Origin of the sequence: Ruegeria halocynthiae (assembly GCF_900106805.1) — a bacterium.
Classification (GTDB): Bacteria; Pseudomonadota; Alphaproteobacteria; order Rhodobacterales; family Rhodobacteraceae; genus Ruegeria; species Ruegeria halocynthiae.
Window position 1 is genome coordinate 1 of sequence record NZ_FNNP01000015.1, and the last position, 21627, is coordinate 21627.

Annotated in this window: 17 protein-coding genes and 1 tRNA gene; 10 read left to right on the forward strand and 8 right to left on the reverse strand. The window is 57.7% G+C overall.

Going from position 1 to position 21627, the window contains the following annotated elements; translation table 11 throughout:
- Positions 1 to 105 (forward strand): EF-Tu C-terminal domain-related protein (locus tag BLU89_RS20030; RefSeq protein ID WP_143030639.1); only part of this gene is annotated, 105 nt, incomplete at its 5' end.
- 65 nt (positions 106 to 170) lie between these two features.
- On the opposite strand, the gene BLU89_RS20035 is transcribed toward BLU89_RS20030, so the two are convergent.
- On the reverse strand, positions 171 to 512 hold the full coding sequence (locus BLU89_RS20035) for a RidA family protein (RefSeq protein WP_074739347.1): 342 nt from the start codon (positions 510 to 512) through the stop codon (positions 171 to 173).
- Positions 513 to 1170: 658 nt separating this feature from the next.
- Positions 1171 to 1875 carry a lysophospholipid acyltransferase family protein gene (locus BLU89_RS20040; protein WP_074739348.1) on the reverse strand — a complete coding sequence of 235 codons (705 nt, stop codon included), beginning with the start codon at positions 1873 to 1875 and terminating at the stop codon, positions 1171 to 1173.
- Positions 1876 to 2017: 142 nt separating this feature from the next.
- Between BLU89_RS20040 and BLU89_RS20045 the strand changes: the two genes are divergently transcribed.
- The 9 genes from BLU89_RS20045 (at position 2018) to BLU89_RS20085 (ending at position 15382) form a co-directional block, all read left to right on the forward strand.
- Positions 2018 to 2093 (forward strand) — tRNA-Trp (locus BLU89_RS20045).
- A gap of 229 nt (positions 2094 to 2322) precedes the next feature.
- Positions 2323 to 5628, forward strand: coding sequence for an AAA family ATPase (locus BLU89_RS20050; RefSeq protein ID WP_245709809.1), 3306 nt, complete (start codon positions 2323 to 2325; stop codon positions 5626 to 5628).
- Positions 5629 to 5751: 123 nt separating this feature from the next.
- Positions 5752 to 7317 (forward strand): FAD-binding oxidoreductase, encoded by a 1566-nt coding sequence (locus tag BLU89_RS20055; protein WP_074739352.1) that lies wholly within the window; start codon positions 5752 to 5754, stop codon positions 7315 to 7317.
- A gap of 39 nt (positions 7318 to 7356) precedes the next feature.
- Positions 7357 to 9030 carry a hypothetical protein gene (locus BLU89_RS20060; protein WP_074739354.1) on the forward strand — a complete coding sequence of 558 codons (1674 nt, stop codon included), beginning with the start codon at positions 7357 to 7359 and terminating at the stop codon, positions 9028 to 9030.
- On the forward strand, positions 9023 to 10783 hold the full coding sequence (locus tag BLU89_RS20065) for a ferritin-like domain-containing protein (RefSeq protein WP_074739356.1): 1761 nt from the start codon (positions 9023 to 9025) through the stop codon (positions 10781 to 10783). Before BLU89_RS20060 ends, BLU89_RS20065 begins: the two co-directional genes overlap by 8 nt.
- A complete protein-coding gene (locus BLU89_RS20070) occupies positions 10780 to 12090 on the forward strand; it encodes a radical SAM/SPASM domain-containing protein (RefSeq protein ID WP_074739358.1) in 1311 nt (436 codons plus the stop codon). The genes BLU89_RS20065 and BLU89_RS20070 overlap by 4 nt, the downstream gene beginning before the upstream one ends.
- A gap of 4 nt (positions 12091 to 12094) precedes the next feature.
- Positions 12095 to 13510, forward strand: a complete 1416-nt coding sequence (gene qhpG / locus BLU89_RS20075) for a flavin-dependent monooxygenase QhpG (RefSeq protein WP_074739360.1) — start codon at positions 12095 to 12097, stop codon at positions 13508 to 13510.
- Between the two features lie 69 nt (positions 13511 to 13579).
- Positions 13580 to 14719 carry an LPS export ABC transporter permease LptF gene (gene lptF, locus BLU89_RS20080; protein WP_074739362.1) on the forward strand — a complete coding sequence of 380 codons (1140 nt, stop codon included), beginning with the start codon at positions 13580 to 13582 and terminating at the stop codon, positions 14717 to 14719.
- Between the two features lie 72 nt (positions 14720 to 14791).
- A complete protein-coding gene (locus BLU89_RS20085; protein WP_074739364.1) occupies positions 14792 to 15382 on the forward strand; it encodes an HD domain-containing protein in 591 nt (196 codons plus the stop codon).
- 335 nt (positions 15383 to 15717) lie between these two features.
- On the opposite strand, the gene BLU89_RS20090 is transcribed toward BLU89_RS20085, so the two are convergent.
- From BLU89_RS20090 to BLU89_RS20115, 6 genes are all read right to left on the reverse strand, one after another.
- Complete coding sequence (locus BLU89_RS20090) at positions 15718 to 16803, reverse strand: DUF1513 domain-containing protein (RefSeq protein ID WP_074739366.1); 1086 nt, start codon at positions 16801 to 16803, stop codon at positions 15718 to 15720.
- A gap of 3 nt (positions 16804 to 16806) precedes the next feature.
- Positions 16807 to 17817 carry an imelysin family protein gene (locus BLU89_RS20095; protein ID WP_074739368.1) on the reverse strand — a complete coding sequence of 337 codons (1011 nt, stop codon included), beginning with the start codon at positions 17815 to 17817 and terminating at the stop codon, positions 16807 to 16809.
- 2 nt (positions 17818 to 17819) lie between these two features.
- On the reverse strand, positions 17820 to 19367 hold the full coding sequence (locus BLU89_RS20100; protein ID WP_176797737.1) for a di-heme oxidoreductase family protein: 1548 nt from the start codon (positions 19365 to 19367) through the stop codon (positions 17820 to 17822).
- Complete coding sequence (gene bfr / locus BLU89_RS20105) at positions 19327 to 19812, reverse strand: bacterioferritin (RefSeq protein WP_074739370.1); 486 nt, start codon at positions 19810 to 19812, stop codon at positions 19327 to 19329. The genes BLU89_RS20100 and bfr overlap by 41 nt, the downstream gene beginning before the upstream one ends.
- Positions 19760 to 20053: a (2Fe-2S)-binding protein gene (locus BLU89_RS20110; RefSeq protein ID WP_074739372.1), complete on the reverse strand. Its 294-nt coding sequence runs from the start codon at positions 20051 to 20053 to the stop codon at positions 19760 to 19762. Before BLU89_RS20110 ends, bfr begins: the two co-directional genes overlap by 53 nt.
- A 154-nt stretch (positions 20054 to 20207) precedes the next feature.
- Positions 20208 to 21476 carry an imelysin family protein gene (locus BLU89_RS20115; protein ID WP_074739374.1) on the reverse strand — a complete coding sequence of 423 codons (1269 nt, stop codon included), beginning with the start codon at positions 21474 to 21476 and terminating at the stop codon, positions 20208 to 20210.
- Positions 21477 to 21627: the final 151 nt, after the last annotated feature.

Below are 21627 nucleotides of genomic sequence, written 5' to 3' on the forward strand. Positions count from 1 at the left end.
GTTGAGCTGATCGCACCGATCGCGATGGAAAACGGCCTGCGTTTCGCCATCCGCGAAGGCGGCCGCACCGTCGGCGCCGGCGTCGTGTCGAAGATTGTAGAGTAATCGCTCTGGCGATAACTAAAGAAAAGGGCGCCCCGAGGGGCGCCCTTTTTTCGTTTGCAGAAAAACTAGTCGTAGGCTGCATCTACAATAAATTCTACTTTCAATTCTGGGCGCGCTAGTTTGGCTTCACCGCAGGCGCGAGCCGGGGCGTGGCCTGTTGGAACCCAAGCGTTCCAAACCTCGTTTAACCCAGCGAAATCCTTCATATCAGCTAGCCAGATCGTCACCCGCAGCATCTTTTCGCGTGATGATCCAGCTTGGTCGAGAAGGGCATCAATTTTAGCAAGGCAAATCCGGACCTGTTCCTGAATCGTCTCACCCTCGGCAACTTGTCCAGTCAAATAAGCCACCCCGTTATGTTTCACGATTTTGGAGGAGCGTTCGCCGGTATCAATGCGTTCAATCATTGGCATTCTCGTTTTCTTAGATTTGGTATGGCTGTTCTTGGTCACAAGATACCTTGCATGGCAAACAGAAATCCATTGAGTGGGCTTCAGCAAAACTGAAATTGGTGTGAGTGAGATTGGTCTCAAAGTGCGCTCAAAAAAATACGACTAATCCGTCGAAGGTATGCGGAACCCCTTGTGTAAATCAGTAACGGTGAAGAGATTATTCGACGAATAATCTCAGAGCTGACGAAGCGGTGGCGCAAAGATACGCGACTGTGATTTTTCTTAATCAGACGTCCATCTCAATCGAAGACTAAACACCCACCTGTGAACTGCAATAAATGAAGCGGACCGCAGTAGGGGCGAGCCGCTGAGATCAGGGGGAAATCATGTTTGGTTTTGAATTCATAAACTATGGAACTCAAATCCTTCACAGCAAGGATCTGGATGATATGCGGGACGCCGTTTTGGGCGGAGATGAGCAGGAAGTTGATTGCAATGTCAGTGATTTTTGTCGCGAGCGGAAACGTTTCGACATCAGGCTCGCTGACGTATCTGGAAGCGTTCGGCGCGTAGGTGCGAGATGCAGGTCATGATCCGCAGGCATTAATAAGTGGTATGGTGCGGGTGGCACCCATTGAGCACGGAGTTGAATGAGTCTTGGCGCAGAGAGTACTCAAGTACCTTTAGACCAAGGCTCTCGCCCCATCATGCGGTCAGCCTCGGCGGTGATATCGTTCATGTGCCGCTCGAGGCTAAGCCGCAGCGTTTCGATTTGCTCTTCAGTTGCCTTTCGCGGGACCAGATCGGTCCACTCGCGGCATAGAAATACACCTTCGTTGCGCCATGGGCGTGGCATCAGCAGGCGATCCCAGGTTCCGGCTTCGCGTCCGTACTTGGCAGAATAGGTGATCCCAAAGACACGTTTGCCAGATGTACGGGCCCAGATCAGGGGTACGGTTGAGGATACCCGTTCAGGGCCACGCGGTCCGTCGGCGGCGATTCCTATCGAGATACCTTGTTTCACTTTGCCCAACACCTCGCGTGATAGGGCGACGTGGCGTTTGCGGCTGGACATCGCGATCGTGTCCATACCGAATAGTTTCTGCACTCGGCCGACCATACTGCCCGCTCGCGCGGCAGAGGTGATTGAGCAGATGCGGCCCTTGTCCAAGGGGAAGAAATATGGGGACTGTACCAATCGCTGATGCCAGAGAACCACAATAACCGGTTCACCCTGCTCGGTTAGCTGGTCCAGTTCTTCATAGCCTATGCGCTGCCAGTTAGTGTTGCTATTAACCATCCGGATATAGCTGGCAATTCGCCGCGCGACCCAGTTAAGGACGGCTTCGCTGTCGGCGATTTTCTTGCGGATGCTCAAGTCTGCTGTCCTTTTGCTAGCCGAGCATTGTCTTAAAGGACTGCGCGCTGGGTGCAACTTTTTTGTCCGTTGCAAAGTATCGGGAAAACTCAAAAAGCCTCTTGAGTCCTCTGCGCCTCTGGCATATCTGATGGCCCAGCCTAGGGGTATAGCTCAGTTGGTAGAGCGACGGTCTCCAAAACCGTAGGTCGCGGGTTCGAACCCTGCTGCCCCTGCCACGTTCCTCAGAACCGAATCGATTCCAGTTTTATGAGCCACAAGGTCAATGCGCGTGTTTGGCGCAATTCACTTGACGTTCGGGGCAAGAAAGAAAAAGCTTGATCAAGGCTGAGGGAAAAGCCATCAGAGTTGTCCGGCTAAGGTGCCTGAGTCCTTTGACTTTTGTACCGGGCTGGACAAGCCTGACCGGGTGGGGGAACCCGGAGCCGATCGGGGGCATTGGGGATTATGGCAGAAATTGACGTATTTCTCGAAGAACTCGGGCTGTCGAAATATGCGCCTGTTTTTGCGTCAAACGAAGTGTCACTGGCTGATCTTACGCATCTGTCCGAACATGATCTGATCGATCTCGGTTTGCCGTTGGGCCCCCGACGTAGACTGATGGTTGCGTTGGGGCAGGCGCGCGAGGCGAATTCTACACCGGTTCAGGGCAGTGGTAAGATTGTGGCTGAGCGGCGGCAACTGACCGTGATGTTTGTGGACCTCGTTGGGTCGACCGCCATGTCCGAGCGTCTGGACCCCGAAGATCTGGGCGAGTTGTTGCGGCGGTTCAAGGAAATTTGCTCGACTTCGGTTGCCCGTTTCGGCGGTCATATCGCCAGTTTCATGGGCGATGGGGCGATGATCTATTTCGGTTACCCCCACGCACTGGAAGATGCGGCCTCTCGTGCGGTTCATGCGGGTCTGGATATTCTGGACGGGCTGGCCCGTATTGAAGGTCAGGAACAGCTGAGCGCCCGGATTGGTGTATCGACTGGCCTTGTCGTTGTAGGAGAGATCCACGGCGAAGGGCTGAAAGAGCATGATGTGGTCATGGGGCGCACACCCAATCTGGCGGCGCGCCTGCAGGGATTGGCCGAGCCCAATACCCTGATCATCAGCCCATCGACCCGCAGGTTGATCGGAAACGCATTCGAGCTTGAGGATCAGGGGTCGTTCGCGCTCAAAGGGTTTTCGGAACAGATACAAGCCTGGACGGTCACAGGGCAGGCCCGGATCGAACGGCGATTTGACATCATGCCGGATGCAGGGGCAGGTCGACTTGTCGGGCGCCACGCCGAGTTCCGCAAACTGACCGACAAATGGCATGAAACATGTCAGGGCGCAGGTCAGTCGGTACTGATTTCTGGCGAGGCCGGGATCGGCAAATCACGTCTTATCGAAGGGCTGAGTCAGGAGATGCAGGATCAGGGCGCACTGCGCCTCAGTTTCCAATGTTCCCCGTTTCACGCCAACTCTGCGCTTTATCCCATCATTCAGCATTTGGAACGCGCGGCAGGATTTGCACCGACTGACGGCGATCCGGACAAACTGGTGAAACTGTCGCATATGCTACGTCACCATCCGCCCGAGCATCTGCGCCTGATCGCTGATTTGCTGAGCGTCGAAGCAGACGCCGCGCTGGGGCCGCTCGACCTGCCGCCTCAGGCCAAGCTTGAGCAGACGCTTGACGCGGTGACAGCGCGACTTTCTGCGCTGGCGCGCGAGAAACCGGTCTTGGTGTTGTTTGAAGACGCCCATTGGGTTGATCCGACCACCTTGTCGCTGACCAATCGGGTGATAGAACAGATTCGGGATTTGCCGGTGCTGATTGTCGTGACGGCGCGCCCCGGTTTTGACCCTGGTTGGGGGCATCACCACAATACGCTGCATCTGCCGCTGAAACGTCTGGCCAACCGGGACGTTGCCGGAATCGTTGCAGAAGTGGCAGGGGGGAACACGGTGCCCTCTGAAGTCTGCGATCTGATTGCAGCCAAAACCGATGGCATACCGCTTTACGTACAGGAAGTAACGCGCGGCTTGTTGGAATCCGGACAGCTCAGGTTGACCGATCAAGGATATGCGCTGCGGGGACCACTGCCATCGCTGTCGGTGCCCAGTACGCTCAAGGACTCGTTGATGGAACGTCTGGACCGGTTGGGCACCGCCAAGGAAGTGGCGCAGACCGGTGCGGTGTTTGGCCGGCAGTTTTCGATTGCCTTGTTGGCCTCGGTTTCAATTCTGTCTCCGACGGTTTTGCAGGCTGGGCTGGAACAGCTTTCGTCGGCCGGGATTATTCTGCAGGCTCCGGATGCGGCAGAGGATGAATTCATCTTCCGGCACGCTTTGATTCGCGACATGGCCTACGACAGCTTGCTGCGCACAGAACGGCAGGCGTTGCACGACCGAGCAGCCGGTGCCTTGCTGGAAAACCAACCGCAACTGGCGCAGACGCAGCCCGAAGTTCTGGCGCAGCATTACACACTGGCCCTACGTGCGGATGAGGCTGTGATGCATTGGCAAAGCGCGGGGCAGCGGGCGATTGAACGTTCGGCCCAGACCGAAGCCTTGACGCATCTGTCGACGGCACTGGATCAGCTGGCGGATTTGCCCAAAAGCCGCGAACGGGATTTGCAGGAAATCGACATTCAGATCCTGCGGGCGGGTGTGCTGCGCTCAACCAGCGGTATCTCGGGGGATGCTACGGGGGACGCCTATGGGCGCCTGCGCGATCTGTGTCACCGGGCGGACGAGACCGAGCGGTTGTTCCCGGTCCTCAATGGCCTATATGCCTTTCATCTGGTGCGGGCAGAATACCGTTTGGCGCAGGATGTGGCGGCTCAGATACTCGATCTGGCAGCGGAAAGCGGTAAGACAGAACACCGAATGGTCGGGCATCGCGCCATGGGGGCGGTGCAGTTGCATCTGGGCAATTTACCCGCGGCGCAGAGGCACCTTGAACAGGCTTGGGCATTGTATGATTTCGATCAACACAGCCAGTTGGCCTATGTCTATGGAACGGATCATGCAGCGATAACGTCAGCCTTCCTGGGGACGTGTTACTGCCTGATGGGGCGGCATCAGGACGCCTTGCAGGTGCAGCGCACCGCATTGGAGTGGTCCAAGAACCTCAAACACGCCCACAGTGTCGCGCAGATCATGGTCTATATGTGCAAGGTTCATCTGCTGGCGCGCGACATTCCCGCGTTGCAACGGGATGTCGAAGCGCTGTCGAAGGTTGCAGAGGAACATTCGCTGCCGTTCATGGCAACCATCGCGCGGCTATGGGACTGCTGGGCGACCGCGACGATAACCTCGGATGTCGCGCATATCGAAAACCTGCGTCAGGCATCGGAAGACTGGTGGTCGGTCGGGGCGGGTAACTACAAAAGCTTTTTTCCATCACTGATTGCCGAACTTCTGATCGGCGCCGGCGATCACGAGGCTGCGCAGCAATCTTTGGCACTGGCAGCCCGGTTTCTTGGTGAAACCGAGGAAAAATGGGCCGAGGCCGAACAGCTTCGCATCGAGGCGGCTCTGACCGCCCAGACCGGAGGCAACCCGGAACCTTTGTTGAAACGGGCAATCGAAACGGCCCGGCGCCAGGGGGCATGCCTTTACGAACTGCGCGCCGCGGTAGACTTGACCCAGTGGCGCCAAAACCGTGGTGAGCCCGTTGGTGAGACACTGAATACGGCCTTGTCGCATTTCGGTACAAATGATGATCAGTCAGACCTGAGAGACGCGCGGGCTTTGATGGAAACGACCTCTTGACCGGCGGGGGCCATTGCTGCCAGCTTGGGCTCTGGCGGATATGGGGTGATATCTAAAATTCTGGATAGCGGCACGGAGACTTCATTCTCCGTGCAGGCAGGACATTTGGTGTAAGGAGATCCGATGCGAAAGATCAGCAAAACCCTTCTGGCCAAGGATATAATTGCACAAAGCCGTACCGATCTGGCGCTACAACAATACCACGCGATCACACCCGAACAGATACGGGCGTTTGAGAAGGATCTGATCGGAACGGTCACGCTTCCTACCGACTCCGACTACAACAATGACCGGCAGGTCTGGAACCCGGCGTTTCAGGATTACCCCGAGATCATTGTCTACTGCGAGACCATTCAGGACGTGCGCGCCAGTCTGGCTTTTGCGCGTGATCATGGCCTGTGGGTTGTTGCGCGCTCAGGGCGACACAGCACGGCGGGGTATTCGGTCAACAACCAGATGGTGCTGGACACCAGCAAGATCCGTTATGTGACCGTCGATCCGGATGTGCCGATGGCCTATGTGGGGCCGGGCACGCCATTCAAAGTGCTGAACTCGGAGTTGAACTCGTACCACCTGCATGTGCCGGGTGGGGCCTGTCAGGATGTCTGCGTGGCGGGCTTTATGATGGGCGGCGGCTATGGCTTTACCTCACGCCGGTTCGGGATGGCCTGCGACAATGTGCTGGGCGTTACCGTGATGTTGTGGGACGGGAGCATTGTTATTGCGGATAAGGATACAAACCCGGATCTGTTCTGGGCTATCCGGGGCGGGACGGGCAACAACTTTGGTGTCCTGCTGGAAATTCGTTACCAGCTGCATCCGCTGTACAAGGTCTGGGGCTGCCACATCACATGGCCGCTAGACAAAGCCGCAAAAGCGCTGGAGTTTCTGCAGGCGAACTACATGAGCACCTGCGAAGACGACAGGTTCGGTGCCTATATCTTTCTTGCGTATCAGGGGGATAGAAAGGTTCTTCTGGTCTCGGCGCTTTACGACGGTACGCCCGATGAGGGGAATGCGTTCATTCAGCCCTTACTCGGCGATGAGATCGGCGGCGAGATGGGTGAGGATGATCAGAACTATGGCACCTATCAAGAAATCAACTCGTGGCTCTATGACGATAAATACGACATCCCTGTTGTGCCCGATCAGGCGCGTGAGGATAAACAGGCCGGGTACATCAGGCGTCAGCTCAGCGCAGCTGAATGGCAGCGCGTTGTGGACTACCTCGACAGTACACCCAATGCCTATGGTGCCGTCGCGATCGAACCTTATGGCGGGGCGATTAACCGGATGCCGCTGGGCAAGGACGGCAACGCCTTTATCCATCGCGATGTGTCGCTGAACTTCTATGTCGATGTGTTCTGGGTGTCCGAAGAAGAAAAAGAGACCGTCGTGCCCTGGCTCGATGGGTTCATGAAGCTGATGACCGATGAGGACTATTTCATTGATCGAGTCTATCAGAACTATCCGCGCCGGACGCAGTTGAACTATCGCTGGCAATATTGGGGCGAGTATTTCAACTCGCTGCTGTTCGTGAAGCAGAAATTCGATCCGAACAATTTCTTCCACTACCAGCAAAGCATCTCACCCGTGCCTGATGATGCGCCGGAGGACATTGTCCGGGACACGTCGAAATCGATCTTTGACGACCCGACCATCACTTATGAGACATATTCGAACCCCTGAAAGCGGGGGCAGCCAAGGCCAAACGGGGGAGGGCCCAGCATGGACACGATACAGGAGATTTTCTTTCTGCCACCCATTGCGGTTGCCCGTTTGGGACCGGGTGAAACACCGCTGGAAAGTTATGAGTGGCAGCAGGATTTGGATGCCCATGGCAACAACAAGACGGTCATCCGATCGAACATAACTCTGCGTGAGGTCGAAGATGGCAGCGTTACCGCCTGCCTTCCCGATCCCGACACGATCCGCTTTCGTGACGAAGGCGGTGCGTTGCGTCCGGTTGCGCCGTTCTTTGAGCTTTGGGCGCGGATGCATGACGCTGAGACGGGTGAGGAATATGAGACGCCGGTGACGCTGGACCTGCTCGAGGATCAGGGCCTGTCGCTGCAGAACGTGCGCTATTCGATCACCGTCGGCAACACCAAGGCCGAGCGTCGGACCGGAGACGCAGCCTGTGGTTTTCGCGCACGGGTCGAGATTGCAGGGCAGGATTTCACACCGAAACCCCTGTTGGCATTCAGCCCGTACACGTCCGAACAGCAACCAATGGTCTACGAACATAATCCGATCCCGCTGGGTTCGGTCCGCGCGATCCATCCGGTACAGGGATATGATGAACCGGTGGAAGGCGAATTCATCGATCGCAGCATCCTGCGCTTGCGCTTCATGCCCCCGAAAGGTGAGGTTTATGGCCCACCCGATGCGGCTTATGGCCCTGCCACTCTGGCGGTGCCGGGATACCAGAACGACCCGCCGAAATCGGAATATGGTCGCATCCATGAAATCGTGCCCGAGCAGAACCGCATTCTGAACCCCGACACCCCATGGTCGAAATGGATCATGATGTCTGGCACCTCGGACGATCCCGAACCACATGACAGCTATGATGGTGCACGTGTCGGCAACGACCAATCCTGGGGCGTGGCCGATGACACCAGCGATGGCGTGATCGAAGCGACGCTGGCCGTGCGCGGTGAGCGTCTGACCGCGCGCGCGCAGATCATGACCGGCCCGCCCGACTTTGCGCCCGATGCAAGGCCGTTTTATAGCCTTGAGGATGATTTGGCAGACCGCGATCTATCGTTGATTTCAGTTACCGAAGACAACTACCAACAGGCCAAGACCGAAGTGGTCGACATCTTCCGCCGCGCGTTCGAGACCAACGGTCTGATCAACCTTGACGATATTCGGGCGCAGGGTCTGAAGGATAATGCCAAGCTACAGGCGAAGACCGGGATTTCCCCGACACCGGGTCTACCGTCCACCGACGCGGCCTCAATGACCGAAAATGACGTAAGGCCACCGGACAAGATTGATGAGTTGATCCGCCCGCAGCCAGTCTCGGTCTTTTCGAATTCGGTGCCCAATGACCGGCTGCCCTATACCGTAGCGACCAAATTCGTGCATGAGCAACTGATTGACGAGGCGAACCTGCTTGATTTCCTACGCCGTCGTCCGGATTTCGTGAAAACTCTGTTGCGCCCGCCTTATGGCATCCTGACGGAGCTTGAGACCGACCCGAACCCGGATCAAGACCCCAATCCAGATTTTCGTGATCCACGCATCATCCGCGACTCGATGCATGACGCGCGGATGCCGCCTTATATGCGCGATTCCAACTACTACCCGCTGTCGCTGTCGCGCAGACAGTATCATCTGGTGATCTCGTTCATCGACTATCTGGTTGCACAGGAATCGGAGGCTCAGAATGTCTGATCAACCCGGCCAAATTCGCGTCACACCCCGTAACCTGACCGCGCGTGCGGCCTACAAGGTTCCGGGAAACCCCGGCAACACGCGTCTGGACGGATCGGTGGGCAATTGCTTTCCCGGTCTGGAAATGGACGTGCGCAACCTCGACCGGCGTTTCTTTCCCGGACTGGTGTTCAACGCGGTGCGTGTGCCGCTTAGCCCCGTGCCCGAGGCGCCGAAGAATGCGCAGGGCTTTCATCTGGTTTTTGTCGACTATTTCTACGACCCGATGCTGCCCGATAACAGCCCCGAGGGCTGGGTGCAGACCTTGCTGGAGGCCTATAGCGGCGACATTGGTGCGAAACTCAGCCAGGGGCGCTGGTTCCTCTCATGGGTTGAACAAAGCGGCAAGCGGATCACTTTCAAAGAGGAAGACGGCACGCCCTATGATGGCCTGATGATCTGGCGTTTTATCCGCAGTCTGGAACACGGTGATGACAAACCGGTCAGCATCGCTCTGGAGCGGCGCAATCACGAAGGGATTGTGGATACTGAACAAGTTGTCTTGCACGGTTTCCGACGCCAGTACCGGACCGAGGCGGGCGTCTTCAGCGAAGCCTATGATCCCGGTGAACTGACGCAGAGCCTGTGCAACCCCTGGTCCCATGATTTCCGCGATTGCGGCTGCCATTACTGGCCCTCGAACCACCCTGACGTGGTGATGGCTGAGGTGGCCCATGACGATCAACTGCCTTCGGGCCAGTCGAAGAACCCGATCGAGGCCGAGACATATCTGGACTGGCTACGCTCGGACAAGTCGCCATCGGGCAATGTGGCGGCTCTGAACACGGTGGAGCAGAACCGCCCTTATCAGATCGACCACTATCAGGTGAACCAGATGTGGAGTGAGCTGCCCATCGTCGTTGAAGGCCGTGAAACCGGCGAGGTCTACGAGGTCGATCCTGAAATGCCGGGTGTCGAGCCCTATGACACGCCTGAGGATATGGTCAAGGACCTCAAAACCCGTTTGGCCGCAATGGAAATGACGCTGAGCCTGCAATATCTCTATGCCTATTTCTCGCTGGCTGATCCTGAGACGGCAGACACCCAGAAATGGCCGACGCTCAAGGACGACCTGATCTTTGCTCGGCGTTCGGTGCTGGAGGTCGCGATTGGCGAGATGACCCATATGCGCTGGGCGAACCAGCTGCTGTGGGAGCTTGAGCCTGACGATTACGAACCCATATTGACCCCGTCCGAAACTCTGCCAGCTGGCAGGTGTAAGACGCAGCCACGTGCGCTTCGTCCCTTGACCGCCGAAGCCCTTGCGGATTTCATCGAGATCGAACGCCCCGGCGGATTTATCGACCGCGCCTATGCGCAATGCGTGGCGACCTTGGAGCAAGAGGACTTGTTCCCCGAACGTCGCCTGTACGCTCTGGCGGTTCGGATCGACACCGACGGGGATGAGCATTTCCTGCGCTTCAGTCAGATGAAGGACGTTCTGGCCAAGTATGACACCGGTGAAGACACACCAGCCTATCTGCGCCCGATTGAGGTCGGGACCGAAGCGCAGGCCAAAACAGCGCTGGATCTGTATGCAAAGGTCAAGGATGGGCTTGCCAAAGCCTATACGCTGGAGGCCGAGGGCCAGTTTGAAGAGTCGCAAACCTATATCCAGCAAGTGCGCGATGACATGAAGCTGTTCCGGGACGAGGGCGAAGCATTGGCCGCCAAAAACATCGGTATTCCGTTCTGGACGGAGGGCAAGGCGTGATCCCACCCGCCGCGCAGGTGCATTTCTTTGACAGCCAGCATGGTGACCACATGCTGGCTGTCGATGGATCACGCGTATTCGATGTACCTGCGGGAACGGCGGATCAGTTCGCGTCGATGGATCAGCCCGGCCAAAGCGCTTTCCTCAGGTCGATGGGGTTGGATGGTGCGCCGTTCATTGACGATACGCCACCGCAGGACATGCCGGTGCGGTCGCTGTCGTTGGCGGTGGCGCAGAAATGCAATCTGGCCTGCACCTATTGCTATGCGGCAGGTGGAGAATTTGGCGGTCCTGCAAGGAATATGGAGTGGGAGGTCGCCAAAGCCTCGGTCAATCGGCTGGTGGCTGAGGCCGAGCCTGGCGTGCGGATCAACCTTGCCTATCTGGGCGGGGAACCCCTGATTAACCGCGATCTGGTGCAGCGCACCACGGACTATGCGGTGGAGCAGGCACAGGCAAACGGGTTGAGCGTTGGCTTTTCGATCACCACCAATGGCACCTTGCTCCGCCCCGAGGACGCTGCCTTTTTCGAAGCGCATGGCTTTGCCGTCACGATCAGTCTGGATGGTGTGGGTGAGGTGCATGATAAGTTGCGCCCAAATCGCGGTGGGCGGGGCAGTTTCGATACGATCCTGAAACGGGTCGAGCCTTTGCTGGCCGCGCAACATCGCATGCAGGTTGGTGCGCGTGTCACGGTCACACCGCAGAACATGAACCTGCCCGAGACGTTGGATCGGTTTGTCGGGATGGGTTTCCATTCAATTGGGTTCTCACCGATGTTGGCGTCACCCAACGGCCAGCATGAGTTGGATCGGAACGATCTGGACGAGATGCTGGCACAGATGATCCGTTGTGGTGAGGTGTTTGAGGCAGCGGTGATGCAAGGGCGGCGCTATCCGTTCTCGAACATGGCGGCGGCAATGCAGGAAATCCATCGTGGCACGCACCGCCCCTATGCCTGTGGCGCAGGCGGCGGGTATTTCGGCGTTTCAGCCGATGGCGGGCTGTTCGCCTGCCATCGCTTTGTCGAGGACGAGGCCGGAGCCATGGGTGACGTCTATGATGGCCCTGATCTGCGGCGCGAAAACTGGCTGGCGGATCGGCACGTCCACACTCAATCCCCCTGCAACACTTGCTGGGCGCGGTATCTGTGTGGTGGCGGTTGTCATCACGAGGTCATCCACCGCGGACGCCCGGCCTGCGACTATATTCGGGGCTGGTTGCACTATTGCTTGCAGGCCTATGTCCGCTTGTCCGAAGCGCGCCCAGACTATTTCGGCGCGCCCACGCTGGCGGCCTCTGCCTGATCGGATGGTCATTGAGACCGAAATCTGTGTGATAGGTGGCGGCCCGGCGGGCAGCGCGACCGCGCTGAGGCTGGCGCAACTGGGCCGCAATGTCTGCCTGGTCGAACGCCAACAGTTCCCGCGCCAGCATGTCGGTGAGTCTCTGCCGTCCTCGATCTGGCCGATCCTGAAGCTGTTGGGGATTGATCAACCCATCGCACAAGCTGGGTTTCTGCGATCAAGCGGATCAATCTTGCATTGGGCCGGAGCGTTTGAACGTCGCGGCATGGACGGCGGTCATCCGGGCCTTTTGGTGGATCGGGGGCAGTTCGATGCAATGCTGTTGCGCACTGCACAGGCGACAGGCGTCCGGGTTATCCAGCCCGCACGGGCGTATCGCCCGACGCGCGGAAGGTCAGGCTGGGAAATACCAGTCCGCACCGATACGGAAGGCTTCCAGATACGGGCTCAGATCCTTGTGGATGCTGCAGGGCGGCAAGCTGGGCTGGGCCGCAGGTTTCGTCCGGCCTCTCAGCCTTTATTGGCGCTCTATGCTTATTGGTACGTGCCCCCGGGTTTCGGCCCTCAAGCGCGGATCGAAGCTGGCGCATCGCACTGGTACTGGGGCGCGCAGTTGCCCGGTGGTGTGGTCAACGCAATGGTCTTTGTCGATCCCGATGCTTGCACCGGTCTGTCGCCAGCGGGTCGGCGCGATCTCTACCTGAACCTGCTGGCGCAATCGACTTTGCTGTCGCCCTGTCTCGAACAACGCCGGATCGGGCAGGTGCGACGCGCGGATGCGACCAGCCGGGCCGAGACAACATCTCCGGCGCGCGACCTGCTGCGGGTCGGAGAGGCCAGCTTTTCGGTCGATGCACTTTCGTCGCAGGGCGTGCAACTGGCGATGGGGCAGGCAATACAGGTGGCGGCGGTGGTGAATACGGTGCTTGGCACACCCGAACATAGCGATCTGGCGTTGTCGTTCCATGCGGACAGACAGTCCGAGCGTATACAGGCCCATGCGGTTCTGTCCGCCGATTTCTATGCGCGGCAACAGGCGGTCAGCCCATCCCGCTTCTGGGCCGACCGTGCACAGCCGCTGGAATGGCTGAAACAAACGAAATCCGCTCCGAACCCTGAAATATTGCCCGATGGGCAACTGCTGAAGCTATCACCGCAGGCAACGCTAATGATGTCCGGGGTCCAGACCGCCTCTGGTATCGAGCCCGGTCTGGTCGTAACCCATCCAAACCTTCCGCGGGCGGTTGCAAATCTGGAAGGCGTATTGCTTGGTCCTCTGCTTCGGCGATTGGAAGATCCCGCAACCGTATTGGAAATCGCCGGGTGTTGGTCGGATATGCTAGAGGCCTCACGTGCAGCGCGAATAATACGCTGGCTCTGGTATAACGGCATCCTGATCGCGGCGGCAGATCGGTCGTAATCACGGTTCCCTCGGCCCGCTGAATCACTTATGGTCCGCCGCGACGCCAACAGCCAACAATGAGGTCGCATGTCGCGTTTTGATGGGTATTTCCTGCGGCAATTGCTGGTGCTGTTTGGCTTTTTCACTCTTGTACTTGTTGGGGTCTTCTGGATCACCCGATCGGTCAGTCTGTTTGATCGGGTGATCAGCGGTGGCCAATCGGCAATGGTGTTCCTGGAATTCACAGCGCTGACGCTACCGACGCTGATCCGGACTGTCATGCCAATGGCCGTCTTTGCGGCAGCAGTTTATGCCACCAACCGGCTTAGCCGCGAAAGTGAAATGACCGTGATGTTGGCAACTGGCTCCAGCCCCTGGCGGCTGGCGCGTGCCGTCTTGATGTTCGGGCTCGGCGCTGGGTTGATGATGGCGGTCATCAGCGTATTCCTGCGGCCCGCATCGGTTGATCAACTTGAACAAAGACAGGATGAGGTCGCCGGAGACGTTACCGCGCAATTGTTGAACGAGGGGGAATTCCTGCACCCCGCAGAGGGCGTGACCGTCTACATCGGCGGTATCGATCTTGACGGAACGTTGCGCGAAGTATTTGTCTCGGATGGGCGCGATGAGATGAACCCTGTCAGTTACTCCAGCACAACAGCCTATCTGGTCAATCAGGCTTCTGGCATTCATCTGGTGATGCTGGATGGCATTGCACTGCGCTTTGATCGCGCGGGTAATACGCTGTCATCCACGTTGTTCGAAGATGCCTCATACGATGTTTCGGAACTGACCCGGGACTCGGACATGGGTCACCGCAGCCTCGAAGCGATCCCAACGGTAGAGCTGATCTGGGAGCGGGCGGCCGTCGCTGAAAAGGATGATCACAGTATTGGCCATCTGGTCGACGAATTGCACCAGAGGTTCTCGTGGATTGCCATATGTATCGCGGTTGCGCTGGTCGGATTTTCAACACTGATGCTGGGCAGTTTTTCCCGATTTGGTTTGTGGCCACAGATATTGACGGCTTTCACAATTCTCGTGGTGCTGGAAGGCGTGCGGGGTTTCGTCTCACCCTTGGTGATCGAAAACCCCCGGCATTGGATATTGCTTTATGTGCCAGCGATGCTGGGCGTTGCCTTGTCGGGCTTGTTTCTGACCATCGCCGGACGTCCGCTGTTCCGCCGATCCTCAAACACTGGAGACGCGGCTATTTCATCCGCGTGACGGCTTGAAATTCTTTTGCGTTGCGGGTTGGCCCCGCTAATCTGGCCGGGCAAGCAGCGATAGGAGCGCGCCATGCTGGACAAGAGCCACAAACCCACCTGGACTAGTTTTGAAGAGGCAACCAAGGCCGATTGGGATGCGGTCATGGATTATGAAGAGGCCTATAACGCAGCGCTGCCGGATCGTATCCTTGATGCCATCCGTTCGCTGGACGAGGAGTGGACGCCCTATCCTGTCAATCGCTATCAACACAGCCTGCAGGCGGCGACCCGGGCCTATGAGGATGGCGCAGATGAAGAGCTGGTTGTTGCGGCATTGATCCATGACACCGGCGATATCCTGTCGCCGTACAATCACGGAGAGTTGTCGGCAGCGATGATGAAGCCTTACGTCAGCGAGAAAACCCATTGGATTCTCAAGCATCACTGCGTGTTTCAGGGCTATTACTATAATCACCATCTCGGCGGCGACCGGAACGCGCGCGACAAGTACCGCGACAGCCCTTACTGGGAGGACTGCCGTTATTTCTGTCATGAATATGATCAGAAAGCGTTTGACCCGGACTATCCAACCAAGCCGCTGGAGTTTTTCGAGCCCATGCTGCGCCGCGTGCTGAGCAGGGGCGAGGGGCATATGGAGCTGAATGAAACCGCCGATAGTTAACGACAGCCATCAGAGATAGGGCGATAAAGTCCGGGGCGGCATTTCCGCTTGGGGCAAGCCCGACCACTTTGAAACCAGCGCATTTTCGGGCTTTCAGGAATGGGATCGGAATGATTTTAGGCCATCACGCATCACTGGGTCGATGCGGGTCTTGTCGACCTTTATCTGCACTTTGGCGAAGACGCTGGTCACGCCCGGGCCGATGCTCGCGGTCAGGCCGGCCTCTTTGACGCGTTCCTGATAGGCACCGTTTCAGTGATAGGTGAACTTGGCTTATCCTGGGGATGGAACTTGCGGTATCGAGGTAAATGGCGGCCGTTTGATCTGGCCGAGTTTTAACTAAAGGATCGGATTGGGATGAGGTGGTTGTCCCACTGGCAGTTCAGTTGGGCAGAGATTTCGGCGCGTGTGGTGTTCAGGGTGCCAAACGCACCGGTTCCGGTTGTGAAAACCAGACCCGTAGAGCCAGCGCCCAATCCGCAGACGTCCTCAAGCGCAAAGGCATCTGTGAACGTACCGTTTGTCACATTGAACCGATGCAGAGCGTTACCTCGGGGGCAGGTAATCGCGATCGACTGGTTGTCGGCGGAAAAAGCGATGCTTCCGGCATAACCCTGCAATGTGCTTTGACCCGTGTCCGGGGCTGACAAAAGGTGCGGTTTTTCGCCCTGCCGGTGCAAACCCAGCAAGGGCGGGTGCTTAGTCTGACTGCCCTGCCATTGCATCGCAAAGCCCACAAGCCCGTCACGACGCACCGCAAGATGGCGGATCGAGTTCTTGTGTAGCGCAGGGGGCAATTCAACTTGATCCAGTATCGATCCGGATAGGTCGACATAGGTCAGGTTTGGCTGCATCGTAGGCAGGTTCAGCTTTGTCCGGCCCGACTCTGGGTGGGTTTCGATGCCGCCATTGGCGATGACCAACGTGCCCCCGTCGGGCATCAGCCGCATGTCGTGGGGACCAATGCCACCTGAGGGGAACTCTCCCAGCCGGGCAAAGCTTGCCACGTCCCAGACACCGACCACGCCGTCTGCGGTTTCATAGTTGTTTTCAGTTGTAAAAAACTGGGTGCCATCGGCTGAGAAAGCTCCATGCCCGTAGAAATGGCGGCCTTTTGGTGCCTTCAGCCGTTTGATCACAGTCCCGCTTTCACAGTCGATTACGATTGCGAATGTGCCGGGGCGGCGGGCGAAGGCGACGGCTTGTGCTTTGATTGGATGCGCTGCTGCGGCGTGGCCACGTGCGGGCAGAGGGATCGAGAACAAGATGTTGCCCGTGCTGTCCAGACCCGACAACCTGTAGGTGCCATCGGGAAACAGGGCGGCGGCAAGGAAATCTGGCCCACCCACGGATGGCCAACCTCGCACCGGAGCAAAGCTAGCGGCAGCGAGACCGGCAAGGAAAATACGGCGGCTTGTCATCGCTCAGTCCCCGTCCAGAGAATTGAACCCTGCGCTGATGCCGAGTGTCGGACCAAGCTTGGTCGAGGCGATTTCACGGATGTCGTTGATTGATTGCTGTAGTGCCTCGACCCGGATGCGGCCCTGCGGCGTGCCTACATCGGCAAAAGCGGGGTCGTTCAACGACTGCGCCCGGTCAATGGCGCGCGCGAATGCGGCCTCCAGATCGGCGGCAATCTCGGGGTGGTCAAAAGACAGGCGCGCGGTCAGATCACGCAAGGCGATCAAAGACAGCTCTACATGGCGTAGCGACCGCTCGGACCGGCGCGCTTCGGCGCGGTTGGGACGAGGACGTTCGAATGTTCCCAACGGACGCCCAAGCCGCGTATCTGCGGTGAACTCCAGACCCGTCGTCAACGCCCTGTACAATTCCTGCATCGCCTCATCGCCCGAGCGATAAGGGCTGTCATCGCCCGGCTGCGTCATGTTTGGTGCATAGGATTGCCAATCGGTGTGCATCGCATTTGCATTCTGGTCGATATCGGTGGCGATGGCGCGGATCAGTGCGCAGCGATAGGCTGCGTTTCCCTGTTCGGCGATGGCCGGATCGTAGAGCATCCGTTCCAGCGCCAGAAATCCACGCCCGGCAATCGAAGTCTCGGCATACGCTTCTGGGGAATCTACGGCCGCGTCTTCGGTATTGATATGCTGGGAAAGGGCCTTCGGCGTGAACCCTTTGGTGTCGGGCCAGAAGGCCATGGCAAAGGCCCGGTCGTCTGTTTCGGTCGGGCCGAACCTCAAATGGCTGGCCGAAATCCAACTGTCGAAGGCCGTCCCATAGGCCGCGCGCAGGTCAGACGATCCCGGTTCACAATCAGTTTGCGCTGTGGTTGCCAGGGCTTCTGTCGTGTCCGTCAGTTTTGCAAAGCGCGGTAGAATGTGCGTTTCGGTCACATCCATCAGGATTGGCGCGCTATCCTGTGCATGGGCGCCCATTGGCAACAAAATCGCTGTGACAAATGTAAGAGTGCGCATGGTCAGAGACTCTCCAGAAACCGGATGAGGGCATCGCGGTCGGTTATGGACATCGAAACAAGCGTGTCGCGGGCGGTCTGTGCTTCGCCACCGTGCCACAGGATTGCTTCAAGCAGATTACGTGCCCGCCCGTCATGCAGGAATTGAGTGTGACCCGAGACCCGTTGCGTCAGACCGATGCCCCACAGTGGTGGTGTCCGCCATTCTCGGCCCGTGGCGCGCGCCTCAGGGCGGTTGTCTGCCAGATCTTCCCCCATGTCATGAAGCAGCAGATCGGTATAGGGCCAGATCAGCTGGAAACTGTGTTCAGGCCTATCGGGCATCCTGTGGGTGACATAGGCAGGAGTGTGGCAGGATGCGCAACCGGAAGTATGAAATACCTCTTTGCCGCGCAGCACTGTTGGGTCTTCGGTGTTGCGGCGGGCGGGAACACCCAGATTGCGGCTGTAGAAGGCCACCAGATCCATGCCAACCTCGTCGATCTCGAAGCCGCGCACATCGTTGTCTCCATGCGGTGCCTCAATGCAGTTGATCTGCGCTTCTGTACAATCGCCATACGGGGCGGGGTAGAGCGGGCTGGAAATGCCGATATCCCCTGCGAACGCTGCTGACGATTGCTCCATCACAGTGGGCATTCCGGCCTTGTAGCCAAAGCGCCCAATCATTGGCTCGCCGAATTCCTTCGACCACACGATGTTCGGGCGCCCCGAAATACCATCGCCATCTTCATCATCTGGATCGGCCTTCGTCAGCAGGTCCTCAACCGGGATGGATTCGAGCAATCCCAACCCGATCATCTGCGGCGCAACCCGCGGGCTGAGCATCGCATCGGGATGCAGCGGTCCATAGCCCAGATCGGCAGCTTTGTAGGTGGGGCGGCGCAGCGAAGCCGTTTCGCCGCCGGACAGCTCGACAGAAATTTCTTCATAGGTGATATCCAGCCGGTATTCCGCCGGATGACCTGCCAGAGCGAAATCCTGCATCTGGCCGCCATAGTTCGGGTCGGGCAGGGTGGCGATGTAGTCTTTGATTTCGGCAGGTGCATCCTCGGGTGTGCCGGGGATGGAAACCCGAAGAAACATTGACACGGCACTGTCGTCCTGTCCGTTGGGCGTATGGCCCCGACCGTCCTTGATATGGCAGCGCTGGCAGGAGCGGGCGTTGTAAAGCGGGCCTAATCCGTCCGAGGCCAACGTGGAAGACGGCGACGAGACCCAGATCTTTTTGAACAACCCGTTGCCAACCTTGAAATCCAGTTCTTGCTCGAAACTGATATTGGCCGAGGGCTGCGAGAACGTGTCCGCGTCGTTTCGCACACGTACGGTAGCGGCCCCTGCGGACAAATCTTCAAACCGTTGTGGTGCGTTGAAATCTTCGGGCGCTGCGGTAACAGCGTCGATCCGAGTGCGCTCTTGGTTGGTTCTGGGAAGGATGTTGAGATGTGAATCCCGTAGCTCGGTCGCCAGGGAAGAGGTGGCCGACAGCGCGGCCACCGATACAAGGGCAAACTTAGTCGCCTTCGTCCATTGTTGATGCGTTGAGTTGCGCATAGTTGGCTTCGCCGATCCTTTCATATAGGTCGAGTTGCGTTTCGAGGAAGTCGATATGGTCCTCTTCATCGGACATCAACTTTTCGAACAGCGACATCGACACATAGTCGCCGGCGTCCCGGCAGTATTCGCGCGCTTCCTTGTAAAGGGCTCTTGCATCAATTTCGGCAGCCAGATCACATTCAAGGGTTTCCTTGGGCGTCTGACCAATTCGCAATGGATCGAGTTTCTGAAGGTTGGGGTGACCTTCGAGGAAAATAATTCGCTCAATCAATTTGTCTGCGTGTTCCATTTCTTCGATGGATTCTTCGCGGCTCTTCTTGGCCATGTGACCAAGGCCCCAGTCTTCTTGTAACCTGTAGTGCAACCAGTACTGGCTAACTGCCGTCAGTTCATGCCGCAGTGATTTGTTGAGATATTCGATAACCTTGGGATCGCCCTTCATCGTGTGTCTCCTCTGTTGGCCTGGTGCGCAGGGCGCGTAGCTGCATGGGGACTCTCAGATTATCGTCTGAGCGCATCGTGTCTAGGAAAAGCGGCATACACCCGCCACAATCCGCAGACTTACCAAGGGCGTGGTAGATCTTTCCGGGGGTGATGATGGTTTGCGGATCCGCTGTCCGCATCCAGTTTATCGCGGCCCGGATGTCGTGGTCAGAGATGTTGGTGCAGTGACATACGATCATGGCGACTCAGCCTGCTCAGAGATAGTTTAGTCAAATAGTAAGTTATTACACTGACGTCCAGATTGAATTGTCAATGCCGGTAAGCTGAACGCCCGGGAGCGCATTTGAAACACGCCCCCGGATTCGGCCGGATGAGTGAACCCGGCCTGAGTTCCTACTGGAATACCGCGTCAGGGCTATCCAGACTGTCCGAGCCTTCGAATTCAATCTGGTCGAGTTCTAGCACAGTCACGATGCGTTCGATTGTCTTGGTCTGATCAACCAGACCATTCACACCACCCATGATCAGAGCTTCGCCGCCCTCATTGCCGCGTTCCAGCATCTGGTCATAGGCAAAGCCCGCTTCTGCAGTCGACTTGAGACGACCCAGGGCCTGCATAGTGTTTGCCAGTTTCGCCTTCATTTCGGTGTCGAGAGAGGGGTCAGTAGCAACCACCAGATCCGACAGCGATGCGCCCGAGACCGGGGTGCCATCAATACGGGTGTAGCTGCCCAGATAGACGTTCTGGATGCCCAGACCATCATAGTAATGGCTGTTGTGGGTGTTGTCAGCAAAGCAATCATGCTCTTCCTCAGGGTCATTCAGCATCAGACCAAGGCGCATACGCTCACCTGCCTGTTCACCGTAGGACAGAGAGCCCATGCCGGTCAGGATTGCGCTGACACCGGCAGACGCATCTGCAGTCAGAGCGGCGCGTGCTTCGCCACCTTCTACCCACTGAGCTGCCATCCACTCTAGATCGCTGACTAGCAGATCGGTTGCGGCGCTGAGATATTGCCCGCGGCGGTCACAATTGCCACCGGTGCAGCCATCGCCCTGAACGTAGTCGGTGTACGGACGGTTACCTGCGCCAGCGTCGTGGCCGTTCAGGTCCTGACCCCATAGCAGGAATTCGATTGCGTGATAGCCGGTCGCGACATTGGCCTCGATCCCGTCTGCTTCGTGCAGAGTGTCGGACAGCAGGGCCGGGGTGATCTTGCCAGCGTCGATGGTCTCACCTGACAGCTCAAAGCTGGGGTTTGCGATGACGTTCAGTACGGCGAACTCGTTCTCATCGCTCGGGCCACCGTAGGCGGCATCCACATAGTCGATCAGGCCTTCATCCAGAGGCCACGCGTTAACCTTGCCTTCCCAGTCATCGACGATGGCGTTGCCAAAGCGGTAAACTTCAGTCTGCTGATAAGGCACACGAGCGGCGATCCACGCTGCGCGGGCAGCGTTCAGGGTTGCATCCGACGGATCGGCGATCAGTGCGTTAACCGCAGCTTGCAGTGTTTTTGCGGCGATCAAGCTGTCGTCGTATTTGGCTTCTGCGATGTTGGCATAGGTGCTAAGAACATCGGCTTTTGACGGAGCGTCGGCGACGGCTGTGCTTGCGATACACAAGGACAAGGCGCTGGTCGCGGCGAACAATCTGGTCATTTGATAACTCTTTCCTGCTTGACGGGATATGAACCCCACAAAGCGGCGGGGTAGACGCCGGTTATCTGAGGGAAATAGTCAACAAAGTCAACCTGAGTTTTATTGTCGGATAATATATCCCGTTTCTGCCTAACCATATCTGGGGAGGTCA

Excerpts from the sequence above, each read along its gene's own strand:
- BLU89_RS20035 (WP_074739347.1), bottom strand. The coding sequence starts at position 512 with ATGATTGAACGCATTGATACCGGCGAACGCTCCTCCAAAATCGTGAAA.
- BLU89_RS20050 (WP_245709809.1), top strand. The coding sequence starts at position 2,323 with ATGGCAGAAATTGACGTATTTCTCGAAGAACTCGGGCTGTCGAAATAT.
- BLU89_RS20055 (WP_074739352.1), top strand. The coding sequence starts at position 5,752 with ATGCGAAAGATCAGCAAAACCCTTCTGGCCAAGGATATAATTGCACAA.
- BLU89_RS20060 (WP_074739354.1), top strand. The coding sequence starts at position 7,357 with ATGGACACGATACAGGAGATTTTCTTTCTGCCACCCATTGCGGTTGCC.
- BLU89_RS20065 (WP_074739356.1), top strand. The coding sequence starts at position 9,023 with ATGTCTGATCAACCCGGCCAAATTCGCGTCACACCCCGTAACCTGACC.
- qhpG (WP_074739360.1), top strand. The coding sequence starts at position 12,095 with ATGGTCATTGAGACCGAAATCTGTGTGATAGGTGGCGGCCCGGCGGGC.
- lptF (WP_074739362.1), top strand. The coding sequence starts at position 13,580 with ATGTCGCGTTTTGATGGGTATTTCCTGCGGCAATTGCTGGTGCTGTTT.
- BLU89_RS20085 (WP_074739364.1), top strand. The coding sequence starts at position 14,792 with ATGCTGGACAAGAGCCACAAACCCACCTGGACTAGTTTTGAAGAGGCA.
- BLU89_RS20090 (WP_074739366.1), bottom strand. The coding sequence starts at position 16,803 with ATGACAAGCCGCCGTATTTTCCTTGCCGGTCTCGCTGCCGCTAGCTTT.
- BLU89_RS20095 (WP_074739368.1), bottom strand. The coding sequence starts at position 17,817 with ATGCGCACTCTTACATTTGTCACAGCGATTTTGTTGCCAATGGGCGCC.
- BLU89_RS20100 (WP_176797737.1), bottom strand. The coding sequence starts at position 19,367 with ATGCGCAACTCAACGCATCAACAATGGACGAAGGCGACTAAGTTTGCC.
- bfr (WP_074739370.1), bottom strand. The coding sequence starts at position 19,812 with ATGAAGGGCGATCCCAAGGTTATCGAATATCTCAACAAATCACTGCGG.
- BLU89_RS20110 (WP_074739372.1), bottom strand. The coding sequence starts at position 20,053 with ATGATCGTATGTCACTGCACCAACATCTCTGACCACGACATCCGGGCC.
- BLU89_RS20115 (WP_074739374.1), bottom strand. The coding sequence starts at position 21,476 with ATGACCAGATTGTTCGCCGCGACCAGCGCCTTGTCCTTGTGTATCGCA.